The sequence below is a fragment of the Microbacterium sp. Z6_144 genome (assembly GCF_057197625.1).
Genome location: NZ_JBXVPT010000001.1, coordinates 1,901,340 through 1,925,351 on the forward strand (window position 1 = coordinate 1,901,340; position 24,012 = coordinate 1,925,351).

The 24,012-nt window shown below is 69.5% G+C and carries 23 protein-coding genes; 10 read left to right on the forward strand and 13 right to left on the reverse strand.

From position 1 onward, the window contains the following. Nucleotides 1-9 precede the first annotated feature (9 nt). A complete protein-coding gene (locus AC2DGY_RS09295) occupies nt 10-921 on the forward strand; it encodes a siderophore-interacting protein (RefSeq protein WP_484509405.1) in 912 nt (303 codons plus the stop codon). Between the two features lie 98 nt (nt 922-1,019). Next, a complete protein-coding gene (locus AC2DGY_RS09300; RefSeq protein WP_484509406.1) occupies nt 1,020-2,411 on the forward strand; it encodes a collagen-binding domain-containing protein in 1,392 nt (463 codons plus the stop codon). Between the two features lie 18 nt (nt 2,412-2,429). Here the strand turns inward: AC2DGY_RS09300 and AC2DGY_RS09305 are convergent, their stop codons facing one another. From AC2DGY_RS09305 to sufB, 7 genes are all read right to left on the reverse strand, one after another. Continuing rightward, complete coding sequence (locus AC2DGY_RS09305) at nt 2,430-3,791, reverse strand: MFS transporter (RefSeq protein WP_484509407.1); 1,362 nt, start codon at nt 3,789-3,791, stop codon at nt 2,430-2,432. Further along, entirely contained in the window at nt 3,788-4,948 is a 1,161-nt protein-coding gene (locus AC2DGY_RS09310) for a MalY/PatB family protein (RefSeq protein WP_484509408.1), read from the reverse strand. The genes AC2DGY_RS09305 and AC2DGY_RS09310 overlap by 4 nt, the downstream gene beginning before the upstream one ends. Before the next feature lie 84 nt (nt 4,949-5,032). Beyond that, entirely contained in the window at nt 5,033-5,362 is a 330-nt protein-coding gene (locus AC2DGY_RS09315) for a metal-sulfur cluster assembly factor (protein WP_484509409.1), read from the reverse strand. 27 nt (nt 5,363-5,389) lie between these two features. After that, nucleotides 5,390-6,163, reverse strand: coding sequence for a Fe-S cluster assembly ATPase SufC (gene sufC / locus AC2DGY_RS09320; protein ID WP_484509410.1), 774 nt, complete (start codon nt 6,161-6,163; stop codon nt 5,390-5,392). Then, the gene (locus AC2DGY_RS09325; protein ID WP_484509411.1) at nt 6,164-6,490 is read right to left on the reverse strand and encodes a non-heme iron oxygenase ferredoxin subunit; all 327 of its coding nucleotides are present in this window, start codon (nt 6,488-6,490) and stop codon (nt 6,164-6,166) included. Continuing rightward, on the reverse strand, nt 6,487-7,674 hold the full coding sequence (sufD, locus tag AC2DGY_RS09330; protein WP_484509412.1) for a Fe-S cluster assembly protein SufD: 1,188 nt from the start codon (nt 7,672-7,674) through the stop codon (nt 6,487-6,489). Before sufD ends, AC2DGY_RS09325 begins: the two co-directional genes overlap by 4 nt. Then, on the reverse strand, nt 7,675-9,093 hold the full coding sequence (gene sufB / locus AC2DGY_RS09335; protein ID WP_484509413.1) for a Fe-S cluster assembly protein SufB: 1,419 nt from the start codon (nt 9,091-9,093) through the stop codon (nt 7,675-7,677). A 252-nt stretch (nt 9,094-9,345) separates the two neighbouring features. On the opposite strand from sufB, the gene AC2DGY_RS09340 reads away from it, so the two are divergent. Next, nucleotides 9,346-10,299: a COX15/CtaA family protein gene (locus tag AC2DGY_RS09340; protein WP_484509414.1), complete on the forward strand. Its 954-nt coding sequence runs from the start codon at nt 9,346-9,348 to the stop codon at nt 10,297-10,299. Between the two features lie 101 nt (nt 10,300-10,400). After that, nucleotides 10,401-10,910, forward strand: a complete 510-nt coding sequence (locus tag AC2DGY_RS09345; protein WP_484509415.1) for a dinucleotide-utilizing enzyme — start codon at nt 10,401-10,403, stop codon at nt 10,908-10,910. An 84-nt stretch (nt 10,911-10,994) separates the two neighbouring features. Here AC2DGY_RS09345 and AC2DGY_RS09350 read toward each other — a convergent pair whose 3' ends face one another. Then, nucleotides 10,995-11,921, reverse strand: a complete 927-nt coding sequence (locus AC2DGY_RS09350) for a heme o synthase (protein ID WP_484509416.1) — start codon at nt 11,919-11,921, stop codon at nt 10,995-10,997. Nucleotides 11,922-12,129: 208 nt separating this feature from the next. On the opposite strand from AC2DGY_RS09350, the gene tkt reads away from it, so the two are divergent. From tkt to pgl, 6 genes are read left to right on the forward strand one after another with little or no spacing between them, the layout of a single operon-like run. After that, nucleotides 12,130-14,238: a transketolase gene (gene tkt, locus AC2DGY_RS09355; RefSeq protein ID WP_484509417.1), complete on the forward strand. Its 2,109-nt coding sequence runs from the start codon at nt 12,130-12,132 to the stop codon at nt 14,236-14,238. A gap of 17 nt (nt 14,239-14,255) precedes the next feature. Continuing rightward, nucleotides 14,256-15,377: a transaldolase gene (gene tal, locus AC2DGY_RS09360; RefSeq protein WP_484509418.1), complete on the forward strand. Its 1,122-nt coding sequence runs from the start codon at nt 14,256-14,258 to the stop codon at nt 15,375-15,377. Further along, nucleotides 15,374-16,996, forward strand: coding sequence for a glucose-6-phosphate isomerase (locus tag AC2DGY_RS09365; RefSeq protein WP_484509419.1), 1,623 nt, complete (start codon nt 15,374-15,376; stop codon nt 16,994-16,996). The genes tal and AC2DGY_RS09365 overlap by 4 nt, the downstream gene beginning before the upstream one ends. An 8-nt stretch (nt 16,997-17,004) precedes the next feature. Beyond that, nucleotides 17,005-18,555, forward strand: coding sequence for a glucose-6-phosphate dehydrogenase (gene zwf / locus AC2DGY_RS09370; protein ID WP_484509420.1), 1,551 nt, complete (start codon nt 17,005-17,007; stop codon nt 18,553-18,555). Next, nucleotides 18,552-19,499 (forward strand): glucose-6-phosphate dehydrogenase assembly protein OpcA, encoded by a 948-nt coding sequence (locus tag AC2DGY_RS09375; RefSeq protein WP_484509421.1) that lies wholly within the window; start codon nt 18,552-18,554, stop codon nt 19,497-19,499. The genes zwf and AC2DGY_RS09375 overlap by 4 nt, the downstream gene beginning before the upstream one ends. Beyond that, a complete protein-coding gene (gene pgl, locus AC2DGY_RS09380) occupies nt 19,492-20,283 on the forward strand; it encodes a 6-phosphogluconolactonase (RefSeq protein WP_484509422.1) in 792 nt (263 codons plus the stop codon). The genes AC2DGY_RS09375 and pgl overlap by 8 nt, the downstream gene beginning before the upstream one ends. 18 nt (nt 20,284-20,301) lie before the next feature. On the opposite strand, the gene AC2DGY_RS09385 is transcribed toward pgl, so the two are convergent. The 5 genes from AC2DGY_RS09385 to gap form a co-directional block, all read right to left on the reverse strand. Beyond that, nucleotides 20,302-20,655 (reverse strand): RNA polymerase-binding protein RbpA, encoded by a 354-nt coding sequence (locus tag AC2DGY_RS09385; RefSeq protein WP_484509423.1) that lies wholly within the window; start codon nt 20,653-20,655, stop codon nt 20,302-20,304. A gap of 3 nt (nt 20,656-20,658) precedes the next feature. Then, nucleotides 20,659-20,907: a preprotein translocase subunit SecG gene (gene secG, locus AC2DGY_RS09390; RefSeq protein WP_484509424.1), complete on the reverse strand. Its 249-nt coding sequence runs from the start codon at nt 20,905-20,907 to the stop codon at nt 20,659-20,661. Nucleotides 20,908-20,990: 83 nt separating this feature from the next. Continuing rightward, nucleotides 20,991-21,782: a triose-phosphate isomerase gene (gene tpiA, locus AC2DGY_RS09395; RefSeq protein WP_484509425.1), complete on the reverse strand. Its 792-nt coding sequence runs from the start codon at nt 21,780-21,782 to the stop codon at nt 20,991-20,993. Continuing rightward, complete coding sequence (locus AC2DGY_RS09400; protein ID WP_484509426.1) at nt 21,773-22,987, reverse strand: phosphoglycerate kinase; 1,215 nt, start codon at nt 22,985-22,987, stop codon at nt 21,773-21,775. Before AC2DGY_RS09400 ends, tpiA begins: the two co-directional genes overlap by 10 nt. A 9-nt stretch (nt 22,988-22,996) precedes the next feature. Continuing rightward, nucleotides 22,997-24,001: a type I glyceraldehyde-3-phosphate dehydrogenase gene (gap, locus tag AC2DGY_RS09405; RefSeq protein ID WP_484509427.1), complete on the reverse strand. Its 1,005-nt coding sequence runs from the start codon at nt 23,999-24,001 to the stop codon at nt 22,997-22,999. Nucleotides 24,002-24,012 lie beyond the last annotated feature (11 nt).

A 24,012-nucleotide genomic window follows, 5' to 3' on the forward strand; every position in this document is an offset into this window, starting at 1 on the left:
ACGGATCCCATGACTGTGAGCACCGTCGCCACCAATCGCTTCTTCCACGCGCGCGTTCAGGCGATCACCGACGTCACCCCCAGCTTCCGCCGCTTCACCTTCGCCGGCCCCGATCTCGCCGACTACGGCGACCCGGGGCTCGATCAGCGGATCAAGATCGTGTTCCCGACCGAGGTCGCCGGCATCCACGCCATGCCGACCGACGAGGACTGGTACACGCGGTGGCGGGCGCTCGAGCAGGCAGCCCGACCGCCGTTCCGCACGTACACGACGCGCGCCGTGCGCAACGACGTCTCGGAAGTCGACGTCGACATGGTCGCGCACGAGGTCCTCGGTCCGGCTTCGGCGTGGATCGATCGCGCCACGATCGGCGATGAGGTGCTGATCTTCGCGCCCACCACGGCGCACACCGGCGTGAGCTTCGGCATCGACTTCGTCCCGCCCGCGGCCACGGGGTCCTACCTCCTGGCCGGGGACGAGACGGCGGCGCCCGCGATCTCGGTGATCCTGGAGCACCTGCCGCCGACGGCCCGTGGGGTGGTCGTGCTGGAGGTTCCCGATGCGAGGGACGCCGCCTATCTCCCGCGGCATCCCGGATTCAGCTATCGCGTCGCCGCGCGTGGCTCGGCCCCCCGGCACGCGCACCTCAAAGCCGCTGTCGTGGCCGCCGCGGCAGAGCTCATCCCTCCCGGCCACGGTGCCGAGGTCGAGGAGGTCGACGTCGACGAAGGCATCCTGTGGGAGGTCCCCCGCACCGCCAAGGGCGGTGCGGCGCTCAAGAGCGCACCCCTGTACGCGTGGCTGGCGGGCGAAGCCGGCGCGATCAAGACCCTGCGCCGGCACCTCGTCGCAGAGCATGGGGTCGACCGCCGCGCGGTGGCCTTCATGGGCTACTGGCGCGAGGGTCGCGCGGAGAGCTGACCGGAGAGCGGGGCGCTCGCCCCGCCGAAGCAGATCCGCGAGCAACCGACGGGACCAAGGTCCCTGGTCCCCGGTGGACCGAGGACCGACGATGAGTTATGGCTCCCCCCGCCACGTCCCCCTCCTCTGTCCTCGCCGCGGCCGGCGCCATTGCTCTCGGCTGCCTCCTCGTGGTCGGATCGCTTCCGGCCGGAGCAGCGCCGGGCGACCCGATCGGCCCGATCAACCCGGTCACCCAGCCTGTGAACGGGTCGCCGGCGAACGGCAACTTCCTGGTCTTCGTGGAAGACGACGTCGCACTCGACGGCGATGAGGCGGAGGGAACCGTGGCCGCCGGAGGCGATCTCTCGTTCTCCTCGGGGTACAACATCTTCGGCGGCCGACCGACCGTGACGGCGCCGGGCGACGCCCAGCACATCGCGCTGTACGTCGGCGGGGGCATCACCTGGGATCCGGACGGCCAGATTCTTCGCATCCTCCAAGGGGGCTACGTGAAGGTGGCGGATACCACCACCTACCTCGCGCTGGACACGGACAGCAACGGCGCTGCCGCCCCCCTCCGTGTGGTGGAGCCGGGCGCCTCCTACGACTCGACACCCCGCATCGAAAGCGTCGTCACGCAACCCGCCGCCTCGGTGGGCGAGCCTGTGCCCTCGGACGTGCTCGACATCGCAAGCGCCTACGAGCTGTACCGGGACACCTCCGCCACCCTGGGCACGTGCGCGACCACGGTGACACTGCTCCAGCGAGACGACGGGCAGCCGGCCACGCGCCCGGTGCCCGCCGGGGGGAACGTTCGGGCGCCCCTCGTCTCCGGAGTGACGAATGTGCTCTCTTTCACCGCAGAGGAGTTCGCCGGGCTCGGTGAGCTCGTCATCGATCCCGCGCCCAGCAGCACGACACCGCTGCTGGTCAACATCACGGGCGATTTCAACGGCGAGATTCCGGGTATGCCGGGCCTCAGCGGCGCTTCGGCGCCCTACACCCTCTGGAACTTCGTCGACGCGACGAGCGTGCTCGTCACAGGCGGAGACAGTCTGCGCGGCACGATCTACGCTCCGCGCGCACAGCTGAACTGGCAGGTCACGCAGAATATCGAGGGCAACGTGATCGCTGCGTCGTTCATTCACGGCGGCGTTGCAGGCCGCGGGCCGCGCGAGGTGCACGACTTCCCGTTCGCGACCACTCTGTCGTGCGTCGAAGCGGGGCCAACGCCGACGCCAACCCCAACCCCGACGCCCACGCCCACGCCCACGCCCACTCCCACTCCGACTCCGACTCCGACCAGCACAGCCCCCACGCCCGCTGAGCCCACCGCGACTCCCGGCGGGAGCGCGTCGGGTCCCCTGACGCCGGATCCGTCCATCAGCACACTCCCGGCGACGGGAGGCAACGCTTCCGGTGGCGCCGTGCTCTGGCCTCTGGGGGCACTGCTCATCGCGGGGGGCGGGACATTCCTCGCGGCAGCACGCCGCCGTCGCAAGGTCTAGCGCGAGAGGCGCCCGCCGTCACGTCCGCTCGCGCGCGCGACCCAGACGAAGCCCCGGCACGAGCGCGAACACCGCCAGGGCGGCCGCGATCGCGAAGACCGCGGGGAAACCCAGCCCCGTGCCGGTCAGTGCGGTGAAGACCAGGCCCATCACGGCGATCGTCATGGCCGTTCCGAGCGAGTCGGAGATCGACAGCGCCGAGGAGTGGAAGCCCTGATCGTGCGGCGCGGAGTAGGCGAGGGTCAAGACCGTCAGGCGGGGATACATCAGCCCCATCCCGCCGCCGGCGAACGCCCACCCCGCGATCAGCAGCGCGGGGTGGACGTGAAGGAGCGCCGTGAGGAACGCCGTGACGGTCGCGGTGGTGAGCATGGCCGTACCGATCACGGCGATGCGCGTGTTCCCGAGGCGATCTCCGATCCGCCCCTGGATCTCCGCCGCGGTGGCCCACGACAGCGCGGCCGCGGTGAGAGCCAGCCCTGCCCACGTGGGCGAGAACCCGTACTCGTCGATCAGCAGGTACGGGATGTAGACCTCGGCGCCGAAGAGCGCTCCGGCGATCAGCCCGCGCATCAGCACGACGCTGGGGAGCCCCCGCCCCAGAAGCAGCGTCCGGGCGGGGAGGAGAGGACGCACCGCCAGGCCGATGACGACGACGGACCCGATCACTCCCGCCCACGACAGTGCGCCGAGCTGACCCGAGAGTCCGAGAGCCAGGGCCCCCAGCGCGACTGCGGCCGCGCACGCCAGCCGCGGACCGACGCGCTGCGTCGCGGGGTGGTCCGTTCCCAGCGGCTGCCCGTGCAGCCGTGCGACGACCATGGCGAAAGCGACGACCGTGAGCGCCGCGACGCCGAGGAAGACCCACCGCCAGTGCAGGAACTCCGCGACGGCGCCGGCGAGGAAGGGCCCGACCAGCGACGGAACCACCCATGCCGCCGAGAACGCCGCGAACACGCGTCCGTGGAGCATCGGCGGGTACATGCGCGCGACGACGACGTACAGTGCCACGGTCTGTCCCCCCGTGCCCAGCCCCTGGATCAGACGGCCGACGACAAGCACTTCCATCGTCGCGGCGAGCCCGGCGATGACCAGTCCCACGACGAAGAGCACCACCGCGGTGGTCAACGGGGCGAGGACTCCGCCGCGGTCGCACCACGCCCCGACAGCGACCATCCCGATGACGCTGGTGGCCAACGTGCCGGAGAAGGCAACGGCGTACAGGGCGTCGCCGTCGAGGTCGGCACTGACAACCGGCATCACGGTGGTCACGGCGAGTGACTGGATGGCCGCGAGGAAGATGAGCGCGACGGCCCCCGCGGTGACCCAGACGAATGGAGCTCCCCAGACCCCCGTCCTCGCCGACGTGTTCCCGCTCACGCCCTGGCCAAAGCGCCGATGCGCTCCATGGCCTCGCGGAGGACCTCCGGCGAGCAGCCGAAATTCACCCGCACCCGGCCGGCGCCCTCGTTCCCGAACATCGGACCGTGGTGGAGCGCGACGCGGGCCTCCCGCCGGATGTGCACGGCGGGGTTCTCGCCCCACCCGTACGCCGACAGGTCGATCCATGCGAGGAATCCGGCATCCGGAACCCGGTAGACCGCCTCGGGCAGCTGCTCGGCGAGCAGGTCCGCGAGTAGGCGCCGGTTCTCATCGAGTGCGGCCAGCTGCGCGTCCAGCCAGGCGTCGCTTTCGGGTGCGAACGCCGCGACGGATGCCAGGGCGCCGAAGTGTCCCGTGCGCCACTCCACCTCGGCAGGGAGCGCGCGGATCACCCCGGCGTGCTCGTCGGACGCGGCCACCATCAGTGCGCACTTCAGCCCCGCGAGATTGAAGGCCTTGCTCGCGCTGACGAGCGCGAAGCCGACGCGTGCCGCGTCATCGGACGCCGACAGGAACGGCGTGAAGACGACGCCCGGTTGGGTCAGCGGCGCGTGGATCTCGTCGCTGACGACGATGGCGCCGTGCCGGGCCGCGATGCTCGCGAGCTCCGCCAGATCCCCGCGCCCGTGCACGGTCCCGGTGGGGTTGTGGGGGTTGCACAGCAGCACCACGCGGGCGCCATCGGCCAGTGCTCGCTCGATTCCCGCGAGATCCAGCCGCCACCCGTCCTCGCCCCGGTGGAGCGGGACGCGTTCCACGACTCCCCCTGCCTCGGGGACGCCGTCGTAGAAGGGCGGGTACACCGGCGGGGTGACCACGACCCGGTCGCCGGGACTGATCACCGCGCGCAGCACCTCGACGAGCCCCATCATGACGTCGCACGTCGACCGCATGCGGGCGGGGTCGGGGTTCCAGCCGAACCGGCGCTGAGCGAACCCCGCGTACGCCACGCGCAGCCCCGGGTCGGGGGGCGTGTAGCCGGTGTCACCGCGCTGCACGGCTTCAGTCAGCACCCGCGTGATGGCGGGGGCGAGCGGGTAGTCCGTCTCGGCGACGAAGAGGGGCAGGACGTCGTCGGGGTAGGTGCGCCACTTCGCACTCGACCGTTCGCGCAGGAGATCGATCGGCAGGGCCTTCAGGGGGGTGACGCTCACCCGACGAGCCTACGACAGGAGCTCGGAGTCCTCGGATGCGGACAGACCGCCCCCCGCGAACGGTCCACTCTCGCGGGGGCGTCGTCAGATGGCGAAACCGAGCGCGCGCATCATGTCGCGCCCGTCATCGGTGATCCGCTCGGGACCCCACGGCGGCATCCACACCCAGTTGATGCGGAAGCGCTCGACGACGCCATCCAGGGCCTGAGCCGTCTGCTCCTCGAGCACGTCCGTGAGCGGGCAGCCGGCCGAGGTCAGGGTCATGTGGATGACAAGCGCGTCGTTCTCGTCGTCCCACGCGAGGTCGTAGATGAGCCCGAGGTCGACGACGTTGATCCCCAGCTCGGGGTCCATGACGTCCTTGAGCGACTCGGTGACCTCGTCGTACTTGTCGGGAGCGAGTGTTGCGGTCATGTAACGATCCTAAGCTCCGAGACGCCCTCAGGCGTCGACCGACGTTCCGGCTTCGGTGATGAAGCGGTCGTAGCCCTCTTCCTCGAGCCGGTCGGCGAGCTCCGGGCCGCCCTCCTCCACGATGCGACCGCTGACGATGACGTGCACGAAGTCGGGGCGGATGTAGCGGAGGATGCGGGTGTAGTGCGTGATGAGCAGCACCCCGAGGTCGCTGGAAGACTTGGCGCGGTTCACGCCCTCCGACACGATCTTCAGCGCGTCGACGTCGAGGCCCGAGTCGGTCTCATCGAGCACCGCGATCTTCGGCCGGAGGAGCTCCAGCTGCAGGATCTCGTGCCGCTTCTTCTCGCCGCCGGAGAAGCCCTCGTTGACGTTGCGCTGGGCGAACTTCGGGTCCATGCGCAGGTTCGTCATGGCGTGCTTCACGTCTTTGGTCCATGCGCGGATGCTGGGAGCTTCGCCGTCGATCGCCGTCTTGGCGGTGCGGAGGAAGTTCGTCACCGTCACTCCGGGGATCTCCACCGGGTACTGCATCGCGAGGAAGAGGCCGGCGCGGGCGCGCTCGTCGACTGTCATGGCCAACACGTCTTCGCCGTCCAGCGTGATCGTGCCGGAGGTGACGGTGTACTTGGGATGCCCGGCGATCGTGTAGGCGAGCGTCGATTTTCCGGAGCCGTTGGGGCCCATGATCGCGTGGGTCTCCCCCGTGCCGATCGTCAGCGTGACGCCGTTGAGGATGGGCGTGGTGCCTGCATCCGTCTCGACCGTCACGTGGAGGTCGCGGATTTCGAGGACAGACATTCAGACTTCCTTCGTTCGGGTGGGGTCGATGAGCACGTCATCGCCGTCGATCTCGACGACGTAGACGGGCACCGGCTCGAAAGCCGGCAGGTTCAGGGGGTGTCCGGTGCGCAGCGAGAACGACGAACCGTGCGCCCAGCACTCCAGCGTGTCGCCTTCCACGAAGCCCTCGGCGAGGGACACGTCGCCGTGCGTGCAGGTGTCGCCGATCGCGTGCACCTCGCCGTCGGAGTCGAGGACGACCGCGATGGGAACGCCGTCGACCTCCACGCGCAGCGGAGTATCCGCTTCCAGAGCGCTGAGGGCGCACACGCGTGCGGCGCTCACAGGGCGTCTCCTTCGGCCAGCTCGCGTTCGATCTCGGCGGTGAGTTCGTCCTCCAGGTCGGGGACGCCGACGCGCTGGACGATTTCGCTGAGGAAGCCCAGCACCACCAGGCGCCGTGCTTCGTGCTCGCCGATGCCCCGCGCCTGCAGGTAGAACAGCTGCTCGTCGTCGAAACGTCCGGTCGCACTCGCGTGGCCGGCGCCGAGGATGTCTCCGGTTTCGATCTCCAGGTTCGGGATGGAGTCGGCCCTGGCACCGTCGGTGAGGACGAGATTGCGGTTGGCCTCGTACGAGTCGGTGCCCACCGCATCCCGGCCGATGAGGACATCGCCGATCCAGACGCTGCGCGCACTGACGCCCTGGAGAGCCCCCTTGTAGAGCACGTCGCCGACGGTGTGCGCGCCCTTGTGGTGCAGGTACACCTGCGATTCGAAGTGCTGCCCGGCGTCGGCGAAGGAGAGCCCGAACAGGCGCCCCTCGGCACCCGACCCGGCCAGTTCGACCGACGGATTGACGCGGACGACCCCGCCGCCCAGGGTCACGACGCCGTGGGTGAGCTTGGCGTCGCGGTCGACGCGCGCCTGGTGGGCGGCCGCGTGGACGGCGTCGTCGTTCCAGCGCTGCACCGTCAGCACGGTGAGCTGAGCTCCGTCGCGGACGATGATCTCCACGTTCTGCGCGTACTGGGCAGACCCCGTGTGGTACAGCACGACCGTCGCGCGGGAATTCGGCTGCGCCTCGACGACCACATGAGAGGATCCGAAGCCATCGACACGCTCGCCGACGAGGTCGACGCGGAGCGGTTCGGCCAGTTCCTCGTTCGCGGGGATGCGGATGTGGATCCCCTCGGCGGCGCGCTGCCACGCGATGGCGGCGGGGAGGTCTTCGGGGCGGAAGAACTCACCGCGCACGTCGGTGCCCGCCCGGAGGTACGCGGCGGCATTTCCGGCCGCCACGCGCACCGCGGAGGGTCCATCGGCGGGGGCGAGGACGCCCTGCATCCGCTCGATCGGCGTGTGCTTCCAGTTCACCTCGCGGCCCGTGGGCATCCCGAAGTCGGCCGGGTCGAAGGACCAGGGCCGTTCGGAACGGGTCTGAATGGGCGCGGAGGGCGCGTCCGCCCGGCCCCATCCTCCGTCGGTGTGCGCTCGGCTTCCCGGCAGGGGGGTGGTGGTGGTCGTCATTTAGCCGACGGATCCTTCCATGCCCATCTCGATGAGCTTGTTCAATTCGAGGGCGTATTCCATGGGCAGTTCACGCGCGATCGGCTCGATGAACCCGCGCACGATCATCGCCATGGCTTCGTCCTCGGGCATGCCGCGGGACTGCAGGTAGAAGAGCTGCTCTTCGCTGACCTTGGAGACCGTGGCCTCGTGCCCGAGCTGGACGTCATCCACGCGGATGTCGATGGCCGGATAGGTGTCGCTGCGGGAGATCGAATCCACCAGCAGCGCGTCGCAGCGCACCGTGTTGGCGGAGTGGTGGGCATTGGCGTCCACGCGGACCTCGCCGCGATAGCCGGCCCGCCCGCCGCCGCGCGCGATCGACTTCGAGACGATCGAGGACTGCGTGTACGGCGCCATGTGGACCATCTTCGCGCCGGCGTCCTGGTGCTGACCGGGGCCCGCGAAAGCCACCGACAGGGTCTCGCCCTTGGCATGCTCGCCGACGAGGAAGATCGACGGGTACTTCATCGTGACCTTGGAGCCGATGTTGCCGTCGACCCACTCCATGGTCGCGCCCTCGTGGGCGACCGCGCGCTTGGTGACGAGGTTGTAGACGTTGTTCGACCAGTTCTGGATCGTCGTGTACCGAACGCGGGCGTTCTTCTTCACGATGATCTCGACCACGGCCGAGTGCAGCGAGTCGCTCTTGTAGATCGGGGCGGTGCAGCCCTCGATGTAATGCACGTACGAGCCCTCGTCGGCGATGATCAGCGTCCGCTCGAACTGACCCATGTTCTCGGTGTTGATGCGGAAGTACGCCTGCAGCGGGATCTCGACGTGCACGCCCGGGGGAACGTAGACGAACGAGCCGCCCGACCACACCGACGTGTTCAACGCCGCGAACTTGTTGTCGCCGGCGGGGATGACCGATCCGAAGTACTCCTCGAAGAACTCGGGGTGCTCGCGCAGGGCCGTGTCGGTGTCCATGAAGATGACGCCCTGGGCCTCGAGCTGCTCGTTGATCTGGTGGTAGACGACCTCGGACTCGTACTGGGCGGCCACGCCGGAGACGAGTCGCTGACGCTCGGCCTCGGGGATGCCGAGGCGCTCGTACGTGTTGCGAATGTCCTCGGGGAGGTCTTCCCAGGTCTGCGCCTGCTTCTCGGTGGAGCGCACGAAGTACTTGATGTTCTCGAAGTCGATGCCGCTGAGGTCGGCGCCCCACGTCGGCATCGGCTTGCGCTCGAACAGTTGCAGGCCCTTGAGACGGGTCTTCAGCATCCACTCCGGCTCGGCCTTGAGCGCCGAGATGTCGCGTACGACGGCCTCACTGAGACCGCGTCTCGCGCTGGCGCCCGCAGCGTCGGCGTCGTGCCATCCGAATTCGTAGACCCCGAGGCTCTCGAGTTCGGGTCGGTCGATCAAGACATCAGTCATGTCGGTCACTCTCCTCTCGAGCCGCAACGGTTTCATCCGCTCCGGCATTCCACGTCCTCCGTGGAGTTCCGGAGGGGGGACGCCGCTGGTGGGCCCGCTCAGTGGCGCGAATCACGCGCCTAGACTGTCAGTGGTGCGAAATGCGCAAGCGTCGCATCCCGAACCCCTTGATTCTACAGGTTCCGGCCCTTCCCCGGGGCCGCCGCCGACTCGTCGGCCGCGGCCGGGAGAACCGTCCAGGAGGCGACCCCCATGTCCGTGCAGACCCCCGCGCCGATCCGCACCCGAGACACGCGGAGACTGCGGGAGCGGCTCCCGGCAACGGTGGACCGCCGCGTCATCGCCGCGGCGTGGGCGACCCTGATCGTGCAGGTCGGCATCGTCGCCACGGGCGGACTCGTGCGCCTCACGGGCTCCGGCCTCGGCTGCCCGACGTGGCCGCGGTGCACTGCGGAATCCCTGATCCCCACCGAGGCGATGGGGATCCACGGTGCCATCGAGTTCGGCAACCGCCTGCTGACCTTCGTGCTCGTGGCCGTGGCGATCGTGACGTTCGTCCTGGTGTTCCGGATGCGGCGCACCCGGCGCGACCTGTTCTGGCTCGCGCTGATCATCGGGCTGTACGTGCCGCTGCAGGCGATCATCGGCGGCATCACGGTACTCACGAACCTCAACCCCTACGTCGTGGGCCTCCACTACTTCGCCTCGGTGGTGCTGGTCGCCCTCTCCGCCGTGTTCGTCGCCCGCGTGTACCGGAGCCCCGGCCCCCACGTCCGCGCCGTGCCCACGTGGTACGCCGGGCTGACCCACCTCACGAGCGCGCTCGTGCTGGTCACGGTGGTCGTCGGCATCCTCGTGACCGGCTCGGGCCCGCACGCGGGCGATGGCGGGGCGGCCCGCAACGGCCTGAACCCCGAGTTCATGCAGCACGTGCACGCCTGGCCGGCGTACGCGCTGGTGGCGGCGACGGTGATCCTCTTCCTCGGCGCCGGGCAGACCCCGAGCCGGTTGCGGCTGCGGCTGTGGGTCGGACTCCTGCTCGCGGTGGAGGTCGCGCAGATCGTCGTGGGACTGTGGCAGGCCCGCACCGGGCTCCCGATCGTGCTCGTGAACATCCACATGGTGCTCGCGGTGCTCTCGGTCGCGGCCATGACCGCGGTGGTCATGCACCTTCGGCTTCCGGCGGGCGAATCGGCCTCCTCATAGGTGATTCATCGGCCCCGCGGAGGCGATGTGCGGGGCGATAGGCCAAGCTGGAGGGATGCCGCGGCCGACCGTGCCCGGAAACCTCTAGGAGTACATCCGTTATGACCTCTCGCCCCAGCCTTGTCCGCAGCATCCCGTTCTGGATTCTCCTGGCCGGATCGCTCGTCCTCACAGGCGTCGGCGCATGGCTCGTCCTCGACCGCCTCGAGCGCATCGAGTCCGCGATCGTCAGCCAGTCCGCCGAGGCCACGATCGAGGTCTACGTCGGTCAGCCCGCCGTCCTGGCCGCCGCGATGATCCTGGGCGCCGGACTCGTCGGTCTGCTTCTGACGCTGGCCGTCGCCGCCTTGAGCACCCTGCGCCCCCGCCCGGCCGCCGAGGAGGTCGAGTCGATCGACTGGACCGCCGACGAGGACACCGCCCCCGCGCCCGAGTACAGCGCCAGCGGCGCCGCATCCACCGCGCCCGCCGCATCCACCACCGCACCCCCCGCGTACGTCGCCCCGGCCGTGCACGCCGACCCGGCCCTGCACGCCGACCCGGTCATCGCCGAGGACCCCGACGTCGAGACCCCCAGCACCGCGACGCCGCCCACGAACGCGCGCGACTGACACGAAAAACAACGATCCCGCCGAGAAACAGCGCGACGCGCTCCGTCTCGGCGGGATCGTCGTTTCTCGGCGACGGGTGCCGCGTCAGAAGGGCAGCAGCGGGTCGACCGCGATGGCGACGAAGAGCAGCGTCAGGTACGTGATCGACGCGTGGAACACGCGCATGGGCCGCGTCTCCGTACCCCGCACGGCGCGCGAGTACAGGCGGTGCGATTCATAGACGAACCAGCCGCCGAACACCAGCGACGACACCGTGTAGACCAGGCCCATCGAGGCGACCGGGATGAGCAGGAGCGAGCACGCGACCGTCGCCCAGGCGTACAGGATGACCTGCAGACCCACCTGCGAGCCGCTGCGGGTCGCGCCGAGCATCGGCACATCGACCCCCTCGTACTGGTCCTTGTACTTCATCGACAGGGGCCAGTAGTGCGGCGGGGTCCACAGGAACACGAGCAGGAAGAGGATGAGCGCCGACCAGCTGAGCGTCCCGGTCACCGCAGACCAGCCGATGAGCACCGGGAAGCACCCCGCGATGCCGCCCCACACGATGTTCTGCTCGGTGCGGCGCTTGAGCAGCATCGTGTAGATGACGACGTAGAAGAAGATGGCGGCGGCCGAGAGCGCGGCAGCGACCCAGTTCGTGGTCACCAGCAGCCACACCGTGGATGCGGCGGCGAGCACCCACGCGAAGACCAGGGCACCGCGCGGGGAGACTTCCCCGGTCACCAGCGGGCGGTTCTCGGTGCGCTGCATGTGCGCATCGATGTCGCGGTCCAGGTACATGTTGAACGCCGCCGCGGATCCGGCACTCATCGATCCGCCGATGACCGTGGCCAGGACCAGCCACAGGTTCGGCAGCCCGTTCGCGGCGAGGATCATCACCGGGACGGTCGTGACCAGCAGCAGTTCCAGCACGCGGGGCTTGGTGAGGGCGACGTACGCGCGGACAGTGCGGCGCACCGAGCGGTGGGCGGTCGGCAACGGCGTATTCGTCGTCGTAGAGATGTCCATCGCCCCCTGTGTCGCACGCCGTTCGGGTGCCCTCCAGTCTAGGCCATGGTGGTACGGCCGCCGTTCCCGAGCCGTCATCGCCGGCCCCGTGGGTGGCCGCCTTCGCTATGCTGAAAACGAAGCGCGCCCAGCGCATCCTCCCCCTGACCCTCGTGGATCGAGGCCCCGGATCGCATGCGGCTGGGCGCCGGATCAGAAAGGCGACCGGGTGTCGGACTTGCAATGGGATGAGATCGATCGACGTGCGGTGGACACCGCCCGAGTGCTGGCGGCGGACGCCGTGGAGAAGGTGGGTAACGGCCATCCCGGCACAGCGATGAGCCTGGCGCCGGCGGCGTACCTCCTGTACCAGCGGGTGATGCACCACGACCCTGCCGACACGCACTGGCCGGGGCGCGACCGCTTCGTCCTGTCCGCGGGACATTCCTCGCTCACCCAGTACGTGCAGCTGTACCTGGGCGGGTTCGGACTGGAGCTGTCCGACCTGCAGGAGCTGCGCACGTGGGGCTCGAAGACCCCCGGGCACCCCGAGTACGGCCACACCGACGGCGTGGAGATGACGACCGGCCCGCTGGGCCAGGGCTTGTCCTCCTCGGTGGGCTTCGCCTACGCGGCTCGTTACGAGCGCGGCCTGTTCGACCCGGATGCTCCGCAGGGCGAGAGCCCCTTCGACCACTTCGTGTACGTCGTCGCGTCCGACGGCGACCTCGAGGAGGGCGTCACCAGCGAAGCGTCGTCACTGGCCGGACACCAGGGGCTCGGCAACCTCGTCGTGATCTACGACTCCAACCAGATCTCGATCGAGGACGACACCAACGTCGCTTTCACCGAGGATGTCGCGAAGCGCTATGAGGCCTACGGCTGGCACGTGCAGACGGTCGACTGGAAGAAGAGCGGCGAGTACGTCGAAGACGTGCACGAGCTGTACGACGCGATCGAGGCCGCGAAGGGCGAGACCGACAAGCCGTCGATCATCGTCCTCAAGACCATCATCGGCTGGCCCTCCCCCGGCAAGCAGAACAGCGGCAAGATCCACGGGTCGGCTCTCGGCGCCGACGAGCTCCGCGCCACCAAGGAGGTGCTCGGCTTCGACCCCGAGCAGAACTTCGCCGTCGCCGATGATGTGATCGCGCACACCCGCTCGCTCGTCGAACGCGGCGAGGCGGACAAAGCCGCGTGGCAGGAGAAGTTCGACGCCTGGGCCGCGGCCAACCCCGAGCGCAAGGCGCTGTGGGACCGCCTGCAGTCCCGCGAGCTTCCCGCCGACATCGCCGACGCCCTCCCCGCCTTCGAGTCGGGCAAGGAGGTCTCCACGCGTGCCGCCTCCGGCACGGTCCTCAACGCCCTCGCCGCCGAGCTTCCCGAGCTGTGGGGCGGTTCTGCCGACCTCGCCGAATCGAACCTCACCACGATCAAGGATGCCCCCTCCTTCATCCCCGAGCGGTGGTCCACCCACGAGTGGGACGGCACGCCGTACGGGCGCGTGCTGCACTTCGGGATCCGCGAGCACGCCATGGGCTCGATCCTCAACGGCATCGTCCTGCACGGTCCGACCCGCCCGTTCGGCGGGACGTTCCTCATCTTCAGCGACTACATGCGCCCGCCGGTGCGTCTGGCCGCCCTGATGAACATCCCGACGGTGTTCGTGTGGACGCACGATTCCATCGCCCTCGGCGAGGACGGCCCCACCCACCAGCCGATCGAGCAGCTCGCCGCCCTCCGCGCCATCCCGAACTTCACGCTGGTGCGTCCCGCGGATGCGAACGAGACGGCCGTGGCGTGGCTGGAGATCCTCCGCCGCACCGGGGGCCCTGCCGGCCTGGCGCTGACCCGCCAGAACATCCCGGTGTTCCCGCGCGGTGAGGGCGCCGCATCCGGTGATACCTTCGCGTCGGCGGAGTCCGTCGCCCGCGGCGCCTACGTGCTGGTGGATGCCCCGGACGGCACGCCGGACGTCATCCTCATCGGCACCGGGTCCGAGGTGCAGGTGGCCGTCGCCGCGCGCGAGCAGCTCGCCGCGGAGGGCGTGAACGCCCGCGTCGTGTCGGCCCCCTCGCTGGAGTGGTTCGACGAGCAGGATGCGCAGTACCGCGAGTCGGTGCTGCCGTCCTCGGTGCGCGCACGCGTGTCCGTCGAGGCGGGCATCGCCCTGCCGTGGCGCGGCATCGTCGGGGACTCCGGCCGGTCGGTCTCGATCGAGCACTTCGGCGCATCCGCCGATTACAAGACCCTGTTCCAGAAGTTCGGCATCACCGCCGAGGCCGTCGTCGAGGCAGCGCGCGAGAGCATCGCGGCCGCCGGCGCGGCTGCGAAATAAGCACAAGGAGAACTGTCATGAGCACCCCCACCGCCCGCCTCGTCGCCGAGGGCGTGAGCATCTGGCTCGACGACCTGTCGCGCCAGCGCATCCTCACCGGCAACCTGGCCGACCTCATCGCCACGCGCAACGTCAGCGGGGTCACCACGAACCCGACCATCTTCGCCGGCGCCCTCTCCCAGGGCGAGGCGTACGAGGCTCAGGTGCGTCAGCTCGCGGCCAAGAACGCCTCCGTCGACGACGCGATCTTCGAGATCACCACGGACGACGTCCGCGCGGCCTCCGATGTCTTCGCACCGGTGTTCGCCCAGACCGGCGGTGTCGACGGGCGCGTGTCGATCGAGGTCTCCCCTGAGCTGGCGCACGACACCGAGGCCACCATCGCCCAGGCGAAAGAGCTCGCCGCAGCCGTCGACCGCCCGAACGTGCTGATCAAGATCCCCGCCACCAAGGCCGGCCTTCCCGCCATCACCGAGGTGATCGGCGCGGGGATCTCCGTCAACGTCACGCTGATCTTCAGCCTGGAGCGTTACGCCGAGGTGATCGACGCGTACCTCACCGGGGTGGAGATGGCCCAGGCCGCGGGCCACGACATCACCACGCTGCAATCGGTCGCCTCGTTCTTCGTCTCCCGCGTCGACACCGAGGTGGACAACCGGCTCGACGCCGTCGGCACCGCCGAGGCCACCGCGCTCAAGGGCCAGGCAGGACTCGCCAACGCGCGTCTGGCGTACGAGCTGTACGAGCAGAAGTTCGCCGAGCCGCGCGCCACCGCGCTCCTGGAGGCAGGCGCCACCGTGCAGCGCCCGCTGTGGGCGTCGACCGGCGTGAAGAACCCGGATCTCCCCGACACGCTCTACGTGACCGAACTGGTCGCGCGCGGCGTCGTGAACACGATGCCGGAGAAGACGCTCGAGGCGACCTTCGACCACGGCGTGATCGAGGGCGACACGGTGACCGGCAGCTACGACGCGTCGCGTGAGGTCTTCGCGAATCTCGCCGACGCGGGCGTCGACTTCGCCGACATCACTCAGGTGCTCGAGGACGAGGGCGTGGAGAAGTTCATCGCCTCGTGGCACGAGCTGCAGGAAACCGTCTCGAAGGCGCTGGAGGCCGGCACCGCGGAGGCCGCTTCGTGAGCTTCGAGATCCATGTCTCCGGGCGTCCCAAAGAGCTCGTGGACACGATCGTCCCTGGGTTGGCGGCATCCCTCGTCGCCTCCGGCATCACCGCCGGCGATGCGACCCTGTGGGGCGCGGCCGCCGAACCCGAGGCGTCCCGTCGCCTGGGGTGGGTACAGGCCGTGTCGAACTCGCGCCCCCTCGTGCCGGAGATCGAAGCCCTCCGGGCTGAGCTCGTGGCGCAGGGCCTGACTCGCGTCGTCCTGACGGGTATGGGCGGGTCATCCTTGGCTCCCGAGGTCATCGCCCAGACCGGCGGCGTGCCGCTGGTGATCCTCGACTCCACCTCCCCCGGCCAGGTGCTCGCTGCGATCGACGGCGATCCCGAGGCGGGGGGACTCGAGCGCGCCGTGCTCGTCGTCTCGTCGAAGTCGGGCTCGACCATCGAGACGGATTCCGTCAAGCGGGCGTTCGAAGCCGCGTTCGGTGATCTCGGCATCGACCCGGCGTCGCGCATCATCGTCGTCACCGACCCCGGCTCCCCGCTGGAGGAGTCCGCCCGGGCCGACGGCTACCGGGTCTTCGCCGCCGACCCCGAGGTGGGCGGACGCTACTCGGCTCTGACGGCCTTCGGACTGGTGCCGGCGGGCCTGGCCGGCGTCGACATCGCCGAGCTGCTCGACGAGGCCGAGGCGACGCTCCTGGAGGTGGCCATCGACGGCCCGGACAACCCGGCGCTCGTTCTGGCTGCTGCCATCGCGGGCGGAGACCCTCGCCGCGACAAGCTGGGTCTCGTCTCCGATGGCACCCACATCCGCGGACTTCCCGACTGGATCGAGCAGCTCGTCGCCGAGTCGACGGGCAAGAGCGGCACCGGGATCCTCCCCGTGGTGCTGCTCCCCGTCTCCCCGGAGGTGGAGGAACCACCCGCCGACCTGCAGATCGTCCGCTTCGTCGACGATGCCGAGCACTTCCGCCTCTTCGAGAGCCACTTCGATGAGATCCTCGTGAGCGGCTCGCTCGGCGCCCAGTTCATCGTGTGGGAGTACGCCACCGCGATCGCCGGGCGGATGCTGGGGATCAACCCCTTCGACCAGCCCGATGTCGAATCCGCCAAGGACGCCGCGCGCGCCTTGCTGGATGCGAGCCCCGCCCCGTCCGCTCCCGCCTTCACGACCGACGGCGTCGAAGTCCGGGTCAGCCACCCCGCTCTCGGCGCAGCCGGGACGCTGGCCGGCGTGCTGGATGCGTTATGGGCGAGCATCCCGGCCGACGGCTACGTGGCCATCCAGGCCTACGTGAACCGGCTGGCGCTCCCCCAGCTGCAGGGGCTGCGCGAACTCGTCGCCGCCGACTCGGGCCGTCCGACCACCTTCGGCTGGGGTCCCCGGTTCCTCCACTCCACGGGGCAGTACCACAAGGGCGGCCCCGCGACGGGGGTCTTCCTGCAGATCATCGAGCAGTCGGAGGTCGACCTGGAAATTCCTGGGCGCCCTTTCACGTTCGGATCACTGATCCAGGCGCAGGCCGCCGGTGACGCGACCGTCTTGGCCGAAGGCCACGAACGCCCGGTCGTGACTGTGACATTGACCGATCCGCAGGTCGAAGTGCTCTCGCTCTTCGAAGCTGCTCAGTAAGGCGAGGAATGACCGTAGAGATCTCGCGGGGACACAACCCGCTCCGAGACCCGGATGACCGGCGTCTCAGCCGCATCGCCGGACCCAGCGCCCTGGTGATCTTCGGGGTCACCGGAGACTTGGCGCGCAAGAAGCTCATGCCGGCGGTGTACGACCTCGCCAACCGTGGCCTCCTTCCCCCCGGCTTCGCCCTCGTCGGGTTCGCCCGCCGCGACTGGGAGGACCAGGACTTCGCTCAGGTCGTCCACGACGCGGTCAAGCAGTACGCGCGCACCGAGTTCCGCGACGAGACGTGGAAGGAGCTCCTCGAAGGCATCCGCTTCGTGCCGGGCGAGTTCGACGACCCTGAGGCCTTCCGTCGCCTGCGGGAGACGGTCGAGACGCTCGACGTCGAACGGGGCACGCTCGGCAACCACGCCTATTACCTCTCGATCCCGCCGAAGGCCTTCCCCGTCGTCGCTCAGCAGCTGAAGGCGTCCGGACTCGTCGGCGATAACGCCGACGACGAGACGGGCTGGCGCCGCGTCGTCATCGAGAAGCCGTTCGGGCACGACCTGGCCTCCGCGCGCGAGCTCAACGCGGCGCTGGAGACGGCGTTCCCGGCCGACTCGATCTTCCGCATCGACCACTACCTCGGCAAGGAGACGGTCCAGAACATCCTGGCGCTGCGCTTCGCGAACGAGCTGTACGAGCCGATCTGGAACCGCAACTACGTCGATCACGTGCAGATCACGATGGCCGAGGACATCGGGGTCGGGGGGCGGGCCGGCTACTACGACGGTATCGGCGCCGCGCGCGACGTCATCCAGAACCACCTGCTGCAGCTGATGGCGCTCACCGCGATGGAAGAGCCCATCAGCTTCGACGCGAAGAACCTCCGCGCCGAGAAGGAGAAGGTTCTCGCCGCCGTCCGCCTTCCCGAAGACCTCTCCCACGCGACCGCCCGCGGCCAGTACGCCGGCGGATGGCAGGGCGGGGAGCAGGTCAACGGCTTCCTCCACGAGGATGGCATGGACCCCGCCTCGACGACGGAGACGTACGCCGCCATCAAGCTCGAGGTCAACACGCGCCGCTGGTCGGGTGTGCCGTTCTACCTGCGCACGGGCAAGCGACTGGGCCGGCGGGTCACCGAGGTGGCCGTCGTTTTCAAGCGCGCGCCGCAGCTGCTGTTCAGCCGCAGCCAGACCGAAGAACTCGGCCAGAACGCGCTCGTCATCCGGGTGCAGCCCGATGAGGGTGTCACGATCCGGTTCGGCTCGAAGGTCCCCGGCGACGGCACGCAGGTGCGCGACGTGACGATGGACTTCGGCTACGGGCACGCCTTCACCGAGGCGAGCCCCGAGGCGTACGAACGTCTCATCCTCGATGTGCTCCTGGGCGACCCGCCGCTGTTCCCGCGGCACGAGGAGGTCGAGCTGAGCTGGAAGATCCTCGATCCGATCGAGCGCTTCTGGGCGGAGCAGGGCGGCGCACTCGAGCAGTACTCCCCTGGGTCGTGGGGTCCGGCATCCGCCGACGAACTCCTCGCCCGCGACGGCCGCAGCTGGAGGCGCCCGTGATCATCGACCTGCCCGACACCACAGTCAGCAAGATCTCCAAGGCGCTCGTCAATGTGCGCGAAGAAGGCGGCGCGGTCGCCCTGGGGCGCGTGCTGACCCTCATCATCGTGACGCACCACGGCGCAGAGGAAGCGGCCATCGAGGCCGCGAACGACGCGTCGCGGGAGCATCCCATGCGCGTCATCGTGCTGCTGATCAATGACGAGGACGACACACCGCGGTTGAACGCGGAGATCCGTGTCGGCGGCGACGCCGGCGCCAGCGAAGTGGTCGTGCTGCGCGTCTTCGGCGAAGCCGGGTCCAACGCCGAGAGTCTGGTCACGGGCCTGCTGCTGCCGGATGCCCCGGTGGTGGCGTGGTGGCCGGCCGATCCGCCGGACTCGCCGGCGCACTCGGAGGTGGGGCATATCGCCCAGCGCCGTATCACCGACGCGTCGAACCAGCCCGACCCCGCGGCGTGGGTGGACGGTCTCGGCAGCCACTACTCCCCCGGTGACACCGACTTCGCGTGGACGCGTCTGACGCGCTGGCGCGAGCAGCTGGCCGCCGTTCTCGACCAGCCGCCCTACGAGCCGGTCACCGCCGTCGAGGTGCGCGGTGCAGCCGACTCGCCGTCGACGGTGCTGCTGGCCGCGTGGTTGCGCCTGAAGCTGGGCGTCCCGGTGGATTCGGCCTACCTGCCCACCGACGAGTGGGCCAGCGGCATCAAGAGCGTGCGGCTGACCCGATCGAGCGGCGACACGCTCCTGGAGCGGCCCACGCCCGGCGTGGCCATCCTCACCCAGCCGGGCCAGCCCGTGCACGAGCTGGCCTTCCCGCGCCGGACGCTGCGCGAGTGCCTCGCCGAGGAGCTGAGGCGCCTGGATCCCGATGAGCTGTACGGTCGGGTCATCACCGAGGGCCTGGAGCTCCTGGCCCGCACCGACAGGAGCGACCGTGGCTGACTCGGGCACGGAAAAACGCGTCGTGATCAGCGACGATGCGGGCTCGCTGGCGGCGTCGGTCGCCCGCCGCCTGATCGACCGCGTGAAGAAGCAGGTCGACAACGGCAAGACCGTCCACATCTGCCTCACCGGCGGATCGATGGGCGGCGGCGTCCTCCGCGCCGCGGCCGAGGACCGCCGCACGGCGCGCATCGACTGGTCGAACGTCCACTTCTGGTGGGGTGACGAACGCTGGGTTCCGCGCGATTCGGACGACCGCAACGAGAAGCAGGCACGCGACGCGTTCCTGGATGCGCTCGACATCCCCGCCGCGAACATCCACCCGATGGCCTCCAGCGATGAGACCCTGGACCTCGACGCCGCGGCCGGGGCGTACGCCGACGAGCTGGCTCAGTTCGCGCCGTCGGACCGCACCGAGACGGGCCCTTGGCCGACCTTCGACATCTGCTTCCTGGGTGTGGGACCCGACGGGCATATCGCGTCGCTGTTCCCCGACCGCCCCGAGATCCAGGTCACCGATCGGGCGACCGTGCCCGTCCGCGACTCACCGAAGCCGCCGCCCGAGCGCATCTCGCTCACCCGCCCGGTGATCAACTCGTCCAAGCGGGTGTGGATGGTGCTGGCAGGACCGGACAAGGCATCGGCGCTCGGACTCGCACTTGCCGGTGCCAGCTACGTCAGCGTGCCGGCCGCCGGCGCGAAAGGCCGCAAGCGCACCATCCTCTTCGTGGACGAAGCAGCCGCGGCCCAGGTTCCGCCGCAGCTCATCGACCGCGAATACTGACGCGGGGGCGGCGCGGGCCTATTGGCCGCGGCGCTCGCGCAGCGACTGCAGGGCGTCGTCGAGGAGGGCTTCGGCCTCTTCCTCGGTGCGACGCTCCTTCACGTACGCCAGGTGCGTCTTGTACGGCTCGTTCTTCGCCAGCGCGGGCGGGTTCTCCTGATCGCGTCCGGCCGGAAGGCCGGAGTGCGGGGAGTCGATGGTCTCGGGGATCTCGTCCTCGGGGATGCCGGCGGCGAAGTAGCGCACCGTCTCGTTTCCGAGCGCGTCCCAGTAGGACACCGCCACGCGGTCGGCGTGGTAGCCGTGGTCCTGTTCGCCCATCGGGCCCGCGCCTACGCGCGTGCCCCGGATCGCGTTGCCGCCTGTCGCCATGTGTCAGAGTCCCTGGAACTTGGTGATGAGCCCCAGCGACACGATGGAAACGAACCACGCGAGCGCCAGGATGATGGTGAACCGGTTGAGGTTGCGCTCGGCCAGCCCCGACGAGCCCAGCGCGGAGGTCATACCGCCGCCGAACATGTCGGAGAGCCCGCCACCACGCCCCTTGTGGAGCAGGATCAGCAGGGTCAGCAGGAGGCTGGTGATGCCCAGCAGAACCTGCAGGACGAACTCGATGATCTGCACTGTGGATAGCCTTTCGTGGCGACCCTCCCCGGCCGCACAAGGGTCAAGTATACGGGCCGTGGCCACCCGCGCTCGAAGGAGGGCTAGACGCCGACGTGCTTCTGGTAGCGGACGATGGCGGCGAACTCGTCGACGACGAGGCTCGCCCCGCCCACCAGGGCGCCGTCCACGTCGGGCTCGCGCATGAAGCTCGCGATGTTGCCCGACTTGACCGACCCGCCATAAAGGACGCGGGTGCGTGCCGCTGCATCCGCGCCGAGCTTGTCGGCGACGACCTGCCGCAGCTTCGCGCACACGTCCTGCGCCTGGTCGGGCGTCGCCGCCTGCCCGGATCCGATCGCCCACACCGGCTCATAGGCCACGACGATGTCCGCTTCCGCCGGCACACCCTCCAGTGCTACCTGCAGCTGGCCCACCGGAACGGCGCTCGCGCCGAAGGTCTCCAGATCTTCGGAGGTCTCACCGACGCAGATGACCGGGACGATGCCGTGGCGGAGCGCGGCCTGCACCTTCTGGCCGACGATCTCATCGCTCTCGGCGTGGTACTGACGCCGCTCGGAATGGCCGACGATGACGTACCGCACGTCGAGCTTCGCGAGGAACTGCCCGGAGATCTCGCCCGTGTAGGCGCCGGAGTCCTGCGTCGACAGGTCCTGGGCGCCGAGGCCGAACGGGATCTTGTCGGCGTCCACGAGGGTCTGCACCGTGCGGAGGTCGGTGTAGGGCGGGAAGACCGCGACCTCCACGCTGCCGTTGTCGTGCTTGGCCTCCTTGAGCGTCCAGTGCAGCTTCTGCACGAATGCGACAGCCTGCAGGTGGTCGAGGTTCATCTTCCAGTTGCCGGCGATGAACGGGGTGCGGGTGGTTATGACCATCCGAGGACCTCCAGTCCGGGGAGCTTCTTGCCTTCGAGGAACTCCAGGCTGGCTCCGCCGCCGGTGGAGATGTGACCGAACTGGTCATCGCTGAATCCGAGCCGGCGGACCGCCGCGGCGGAGTCACCGCCGCCGACCACGCTGAGGCCGTCGACCTCCGTGAGCGCCTGCGCGACGGCACGCGTGCCGGCCGCGAACGGCGCCATCTCGAACACGCCCATGGGGCCGTTCCAGAACACGGTGCGGCTTTCCCGCACCGCGGCGGCGAAGGTCTCCGCGGTCTTCGGGCCGATGTCCAGGCCGAGGCCTGCCGCACCGAAGGCGGTGTCCTCGAGCGCGGTGGCATCGGTGACGACGTGCTCCGCATCGGCCGAGAAGGATGCCGCGACCACCGCGTCCACGGGGAGGACGATGTCCACCCCGCGCTCCGCGGCATCCGTGAGGTACTTCTTCACGGTGTCGATCTGGTCCTTCTCCAGCAGGCTCGCGCCGACCGAGTACCCCTGCGCGGCGAGGAAGGTGAACATCATCCCGCCGCCGATGAGGAGGCGGTCCACACGCGGCAGCAGGTGTGCGATGACGCCCAGCTTGTCGCTCACCTTCGACCCACCCAGGACGACCGTGTACGGACGCTCGGGGCGCTCGGTGAGGCGGTCCAGGACGTCGAGCTCCGCCTCGATCAGCAGGCCCGCCGCCGACGGCAGGATCTCGGCGAGGTCGTAGACGCTCGCCTGCTTTCGGTGCACCACCCCGAAGCCGTCCGAGACGAGCGCGTCACCGAGTTCGGCGAGTTGCGCGGCGAAGGCGCGGCGCTCGGCGTCGTCCTTCGCGGTCTCGCCCGGGTTGAACCGCAGGTTCTCGAGGACCGCGATGTCGCCGTCCTCGAGGGCCTCCACTGCCTCGTGGGCGGACTCGCCCACCGTGTCCCGTGCGAACGCGACCGGCTTGCCGAGCAGCTCGGACAGACGCTGGGCGACGGGCGCGAGGCTGTACTTCGCCTCGGGAGCCCCCTGGGGACGGCCGAGGTGCGAGCACACCACGACGCGCGCGCCGGCGTTGATGAGGGCATTGAGCGTGGGCAGCGACGCACGCACGCGGCCGTCGTCCGTGATGACCCCGTCCCCGAGGGGAACGTTCAGGTCACAACGGACGATGACGCGCTTGCCTGCGAGCGACCCCAGAGAGGCGAGGGTGCGCAGAGCCATGATCCGGCCTTACAGGCGCTCGGCGACGTATACGGTCAGGTCGACCAGGCGGCTGGAGTAGCCCCACTCGTTGTCGTACCAGGCGGAGAGCTTGACCTCGTTGCCGAGGACGCGCAGCAGGCCCGCATCGAAGATGGCCGAGTGCGGGTCGGTGACGATGTCGCTGGAGACGATCTCGTCCTCGGTGTACTTGAGGATGCCCTTCAGCGGACCGGCGGCGGCGGCCTTGTAGGCCTCCTTGACCTCTTCGACGGTGACCGGTCGCGAGGCGACGACGGTCAGGTCGGTGATCGAGCCGGTGGGAACGGGTACGCGCAGCGCGAAGCCGTCCAGCTTGCCCTGGAGCTCGGGCAGCACGAGGCCGAGGGCCTTCGCGGCACCCGTGGAGGTGGGGACGATGTTGATGGCGGCGGCACGCGCGCGGCGCAGGTCGCTGTGCGGGCCGTCCTGCAGGTTCTGGTCGGCCGTGTACGCGTGCACCGTGGTCATGAGGCCCCGCTCGATGCCGAAGGCGTCGTTGAAGACCTTGGCCAGCGGCGCGAGGCAGTTCGTGGTGCACGAGGCGTTGGAGATGATGTGCATCGTGGCGGGGTCGTAGGTCTCCTCATTCACGCCCATGACGAACGTGCCGTCCTCGCCGGTGGCGGGGGCGGAGATGAGGACCTTCTTGGCACCGGCGTCGATGTGCTTGCGCGCCAGCTCCGCCTTGGTGAAACGGCCGGTCGATTCGATCACGATGTCGACGCCGAGCTCGCCCCACGGGAGGTTGGCGGGGTCGCGCTCCTCGAAGACGCGGAACGACTTGCCGTTGACGGTGATGGAGTTCTCGTCGAACGAGACGTCGGCGTCGAGGCGACCGGTCACCGAGTCGTACTTCAGCAGGTGCGCCAGGGTCTTGTTGTCGGTGAGGTCGTTGACCGCGACGATTTCGAGGTCGGCACCCTGTGCGAGCGCCGCGCGGAAGTAGTTGCGTCCGATCCGGCCGAAGCCGTTGATCCCGATCTTGACGGTCACGGAGTCACTCC

What these genes read in the sequence shown, in the direction of transcription:
- AC2DGY_RS09295 (WP_484509405.1), top strand. Translation starts at nt 10, where the DNA reads ATGACTGTGAGCACCGTCGCCACCAATCGCTTCTTCCACGCGCGCGTT.
- AC2DGY_RS09300 (WP_484509406.1), top strand. Translation starts at nt 1,020, where the DNA reads ATGGCTCCCCCCGCCACGTCCCCCTCCTCTGTCCTCGCCGCGGCCGGC.
- AC2DGY_RS09315 (WP_484509409.1), bottom strand. Translation starts at nt 5,362, where the DNA reads ATGACCGCAACACTCGCTCCCGACAAGTACGACGAGGTCACCGAGTCG.
- sufC (WP_484509410.1), bottom strand. Translation starts at nt 6,163, where the DNA reads ATGTCTGTCCTCGAAATCCGCGACCTCCACGTGACGGTCGAGACGGAT.
- sufD (WP_484509412.1), bottom strand. Translation starts at nt 7,674, where the DNA reads ATGACGACCACCACCACCCCCCTGCCGGGAAGCCGAGCGCACACCGAC.
- sufB (WP_484509413.1), bottom strand. Translation starts at nt 9,093, where the DNA reads ATGACTGATGTCTTGATCGACCGACCCGAACTCGAGAGCCTCGGGGTC.
- AC2DGY_RS09340 (WP_484509414.1), top strand. Translation starts at nt 9,346, where the DNA reads ATGTCCGTGCAGACCCCCGCGCCGATCCGCACCCGAGACACGCGGAGA.
- AC2DGY_RS09345 (WP_484509415.1), top strand. Translation starts at nt 10,401, where the DNA reads ATGACCTCTCGCCCCAGCCTTGTCCGCAGCATCCCGTTCTGGATTCTC.
- AC2DGY_RS09350 (WP_484509416.1), bottom strand. Translation starts at nt 11,921, where the DNA reads ATGGACATCTCTACGACGACGAATACGCCGTTGCCGACCGCCCACCGC.
- tal (WP_484509418.1), top strand. Translation starts at nt 14,256, where the DNA reads ATGAGCACCCCCACCGCCCGCCTCGTCGCCGAGGGCGTGAGCATCTGG.
- zwf (WP_484509420.1), top strand. Translation starts at nt 17,005, where the DNA reads ATGACCGTAGAGATCTCGCGGGGACACAACCCGCTCCGAGACCCGGAT.
- AC2DGY_RS09385 (WP_484509423.1), bottom strand. Translation starts at nt 20,655, where the DNA reads ATGGCGACAGGCGGCAACGCGATCCGGGGCACGCGCGTAGGCGCGGGC.
- tpiA (WP_484509425.1), bottom strand. Translation starts at nt 21,782, where the DNA reads ATGGTCATAACCACCCGCACCCCGTTCATCGCCGGCAACTGGAAGATG.
- AC2DGY_RS09400 (WP_484509426.1), bottom strand. Translation starts at nt 22,987, where the DNA reads ATGGCTCTGCGCACCCTCGCCTCTCTGGGGTCGCTCGCAGGCAAGCGC.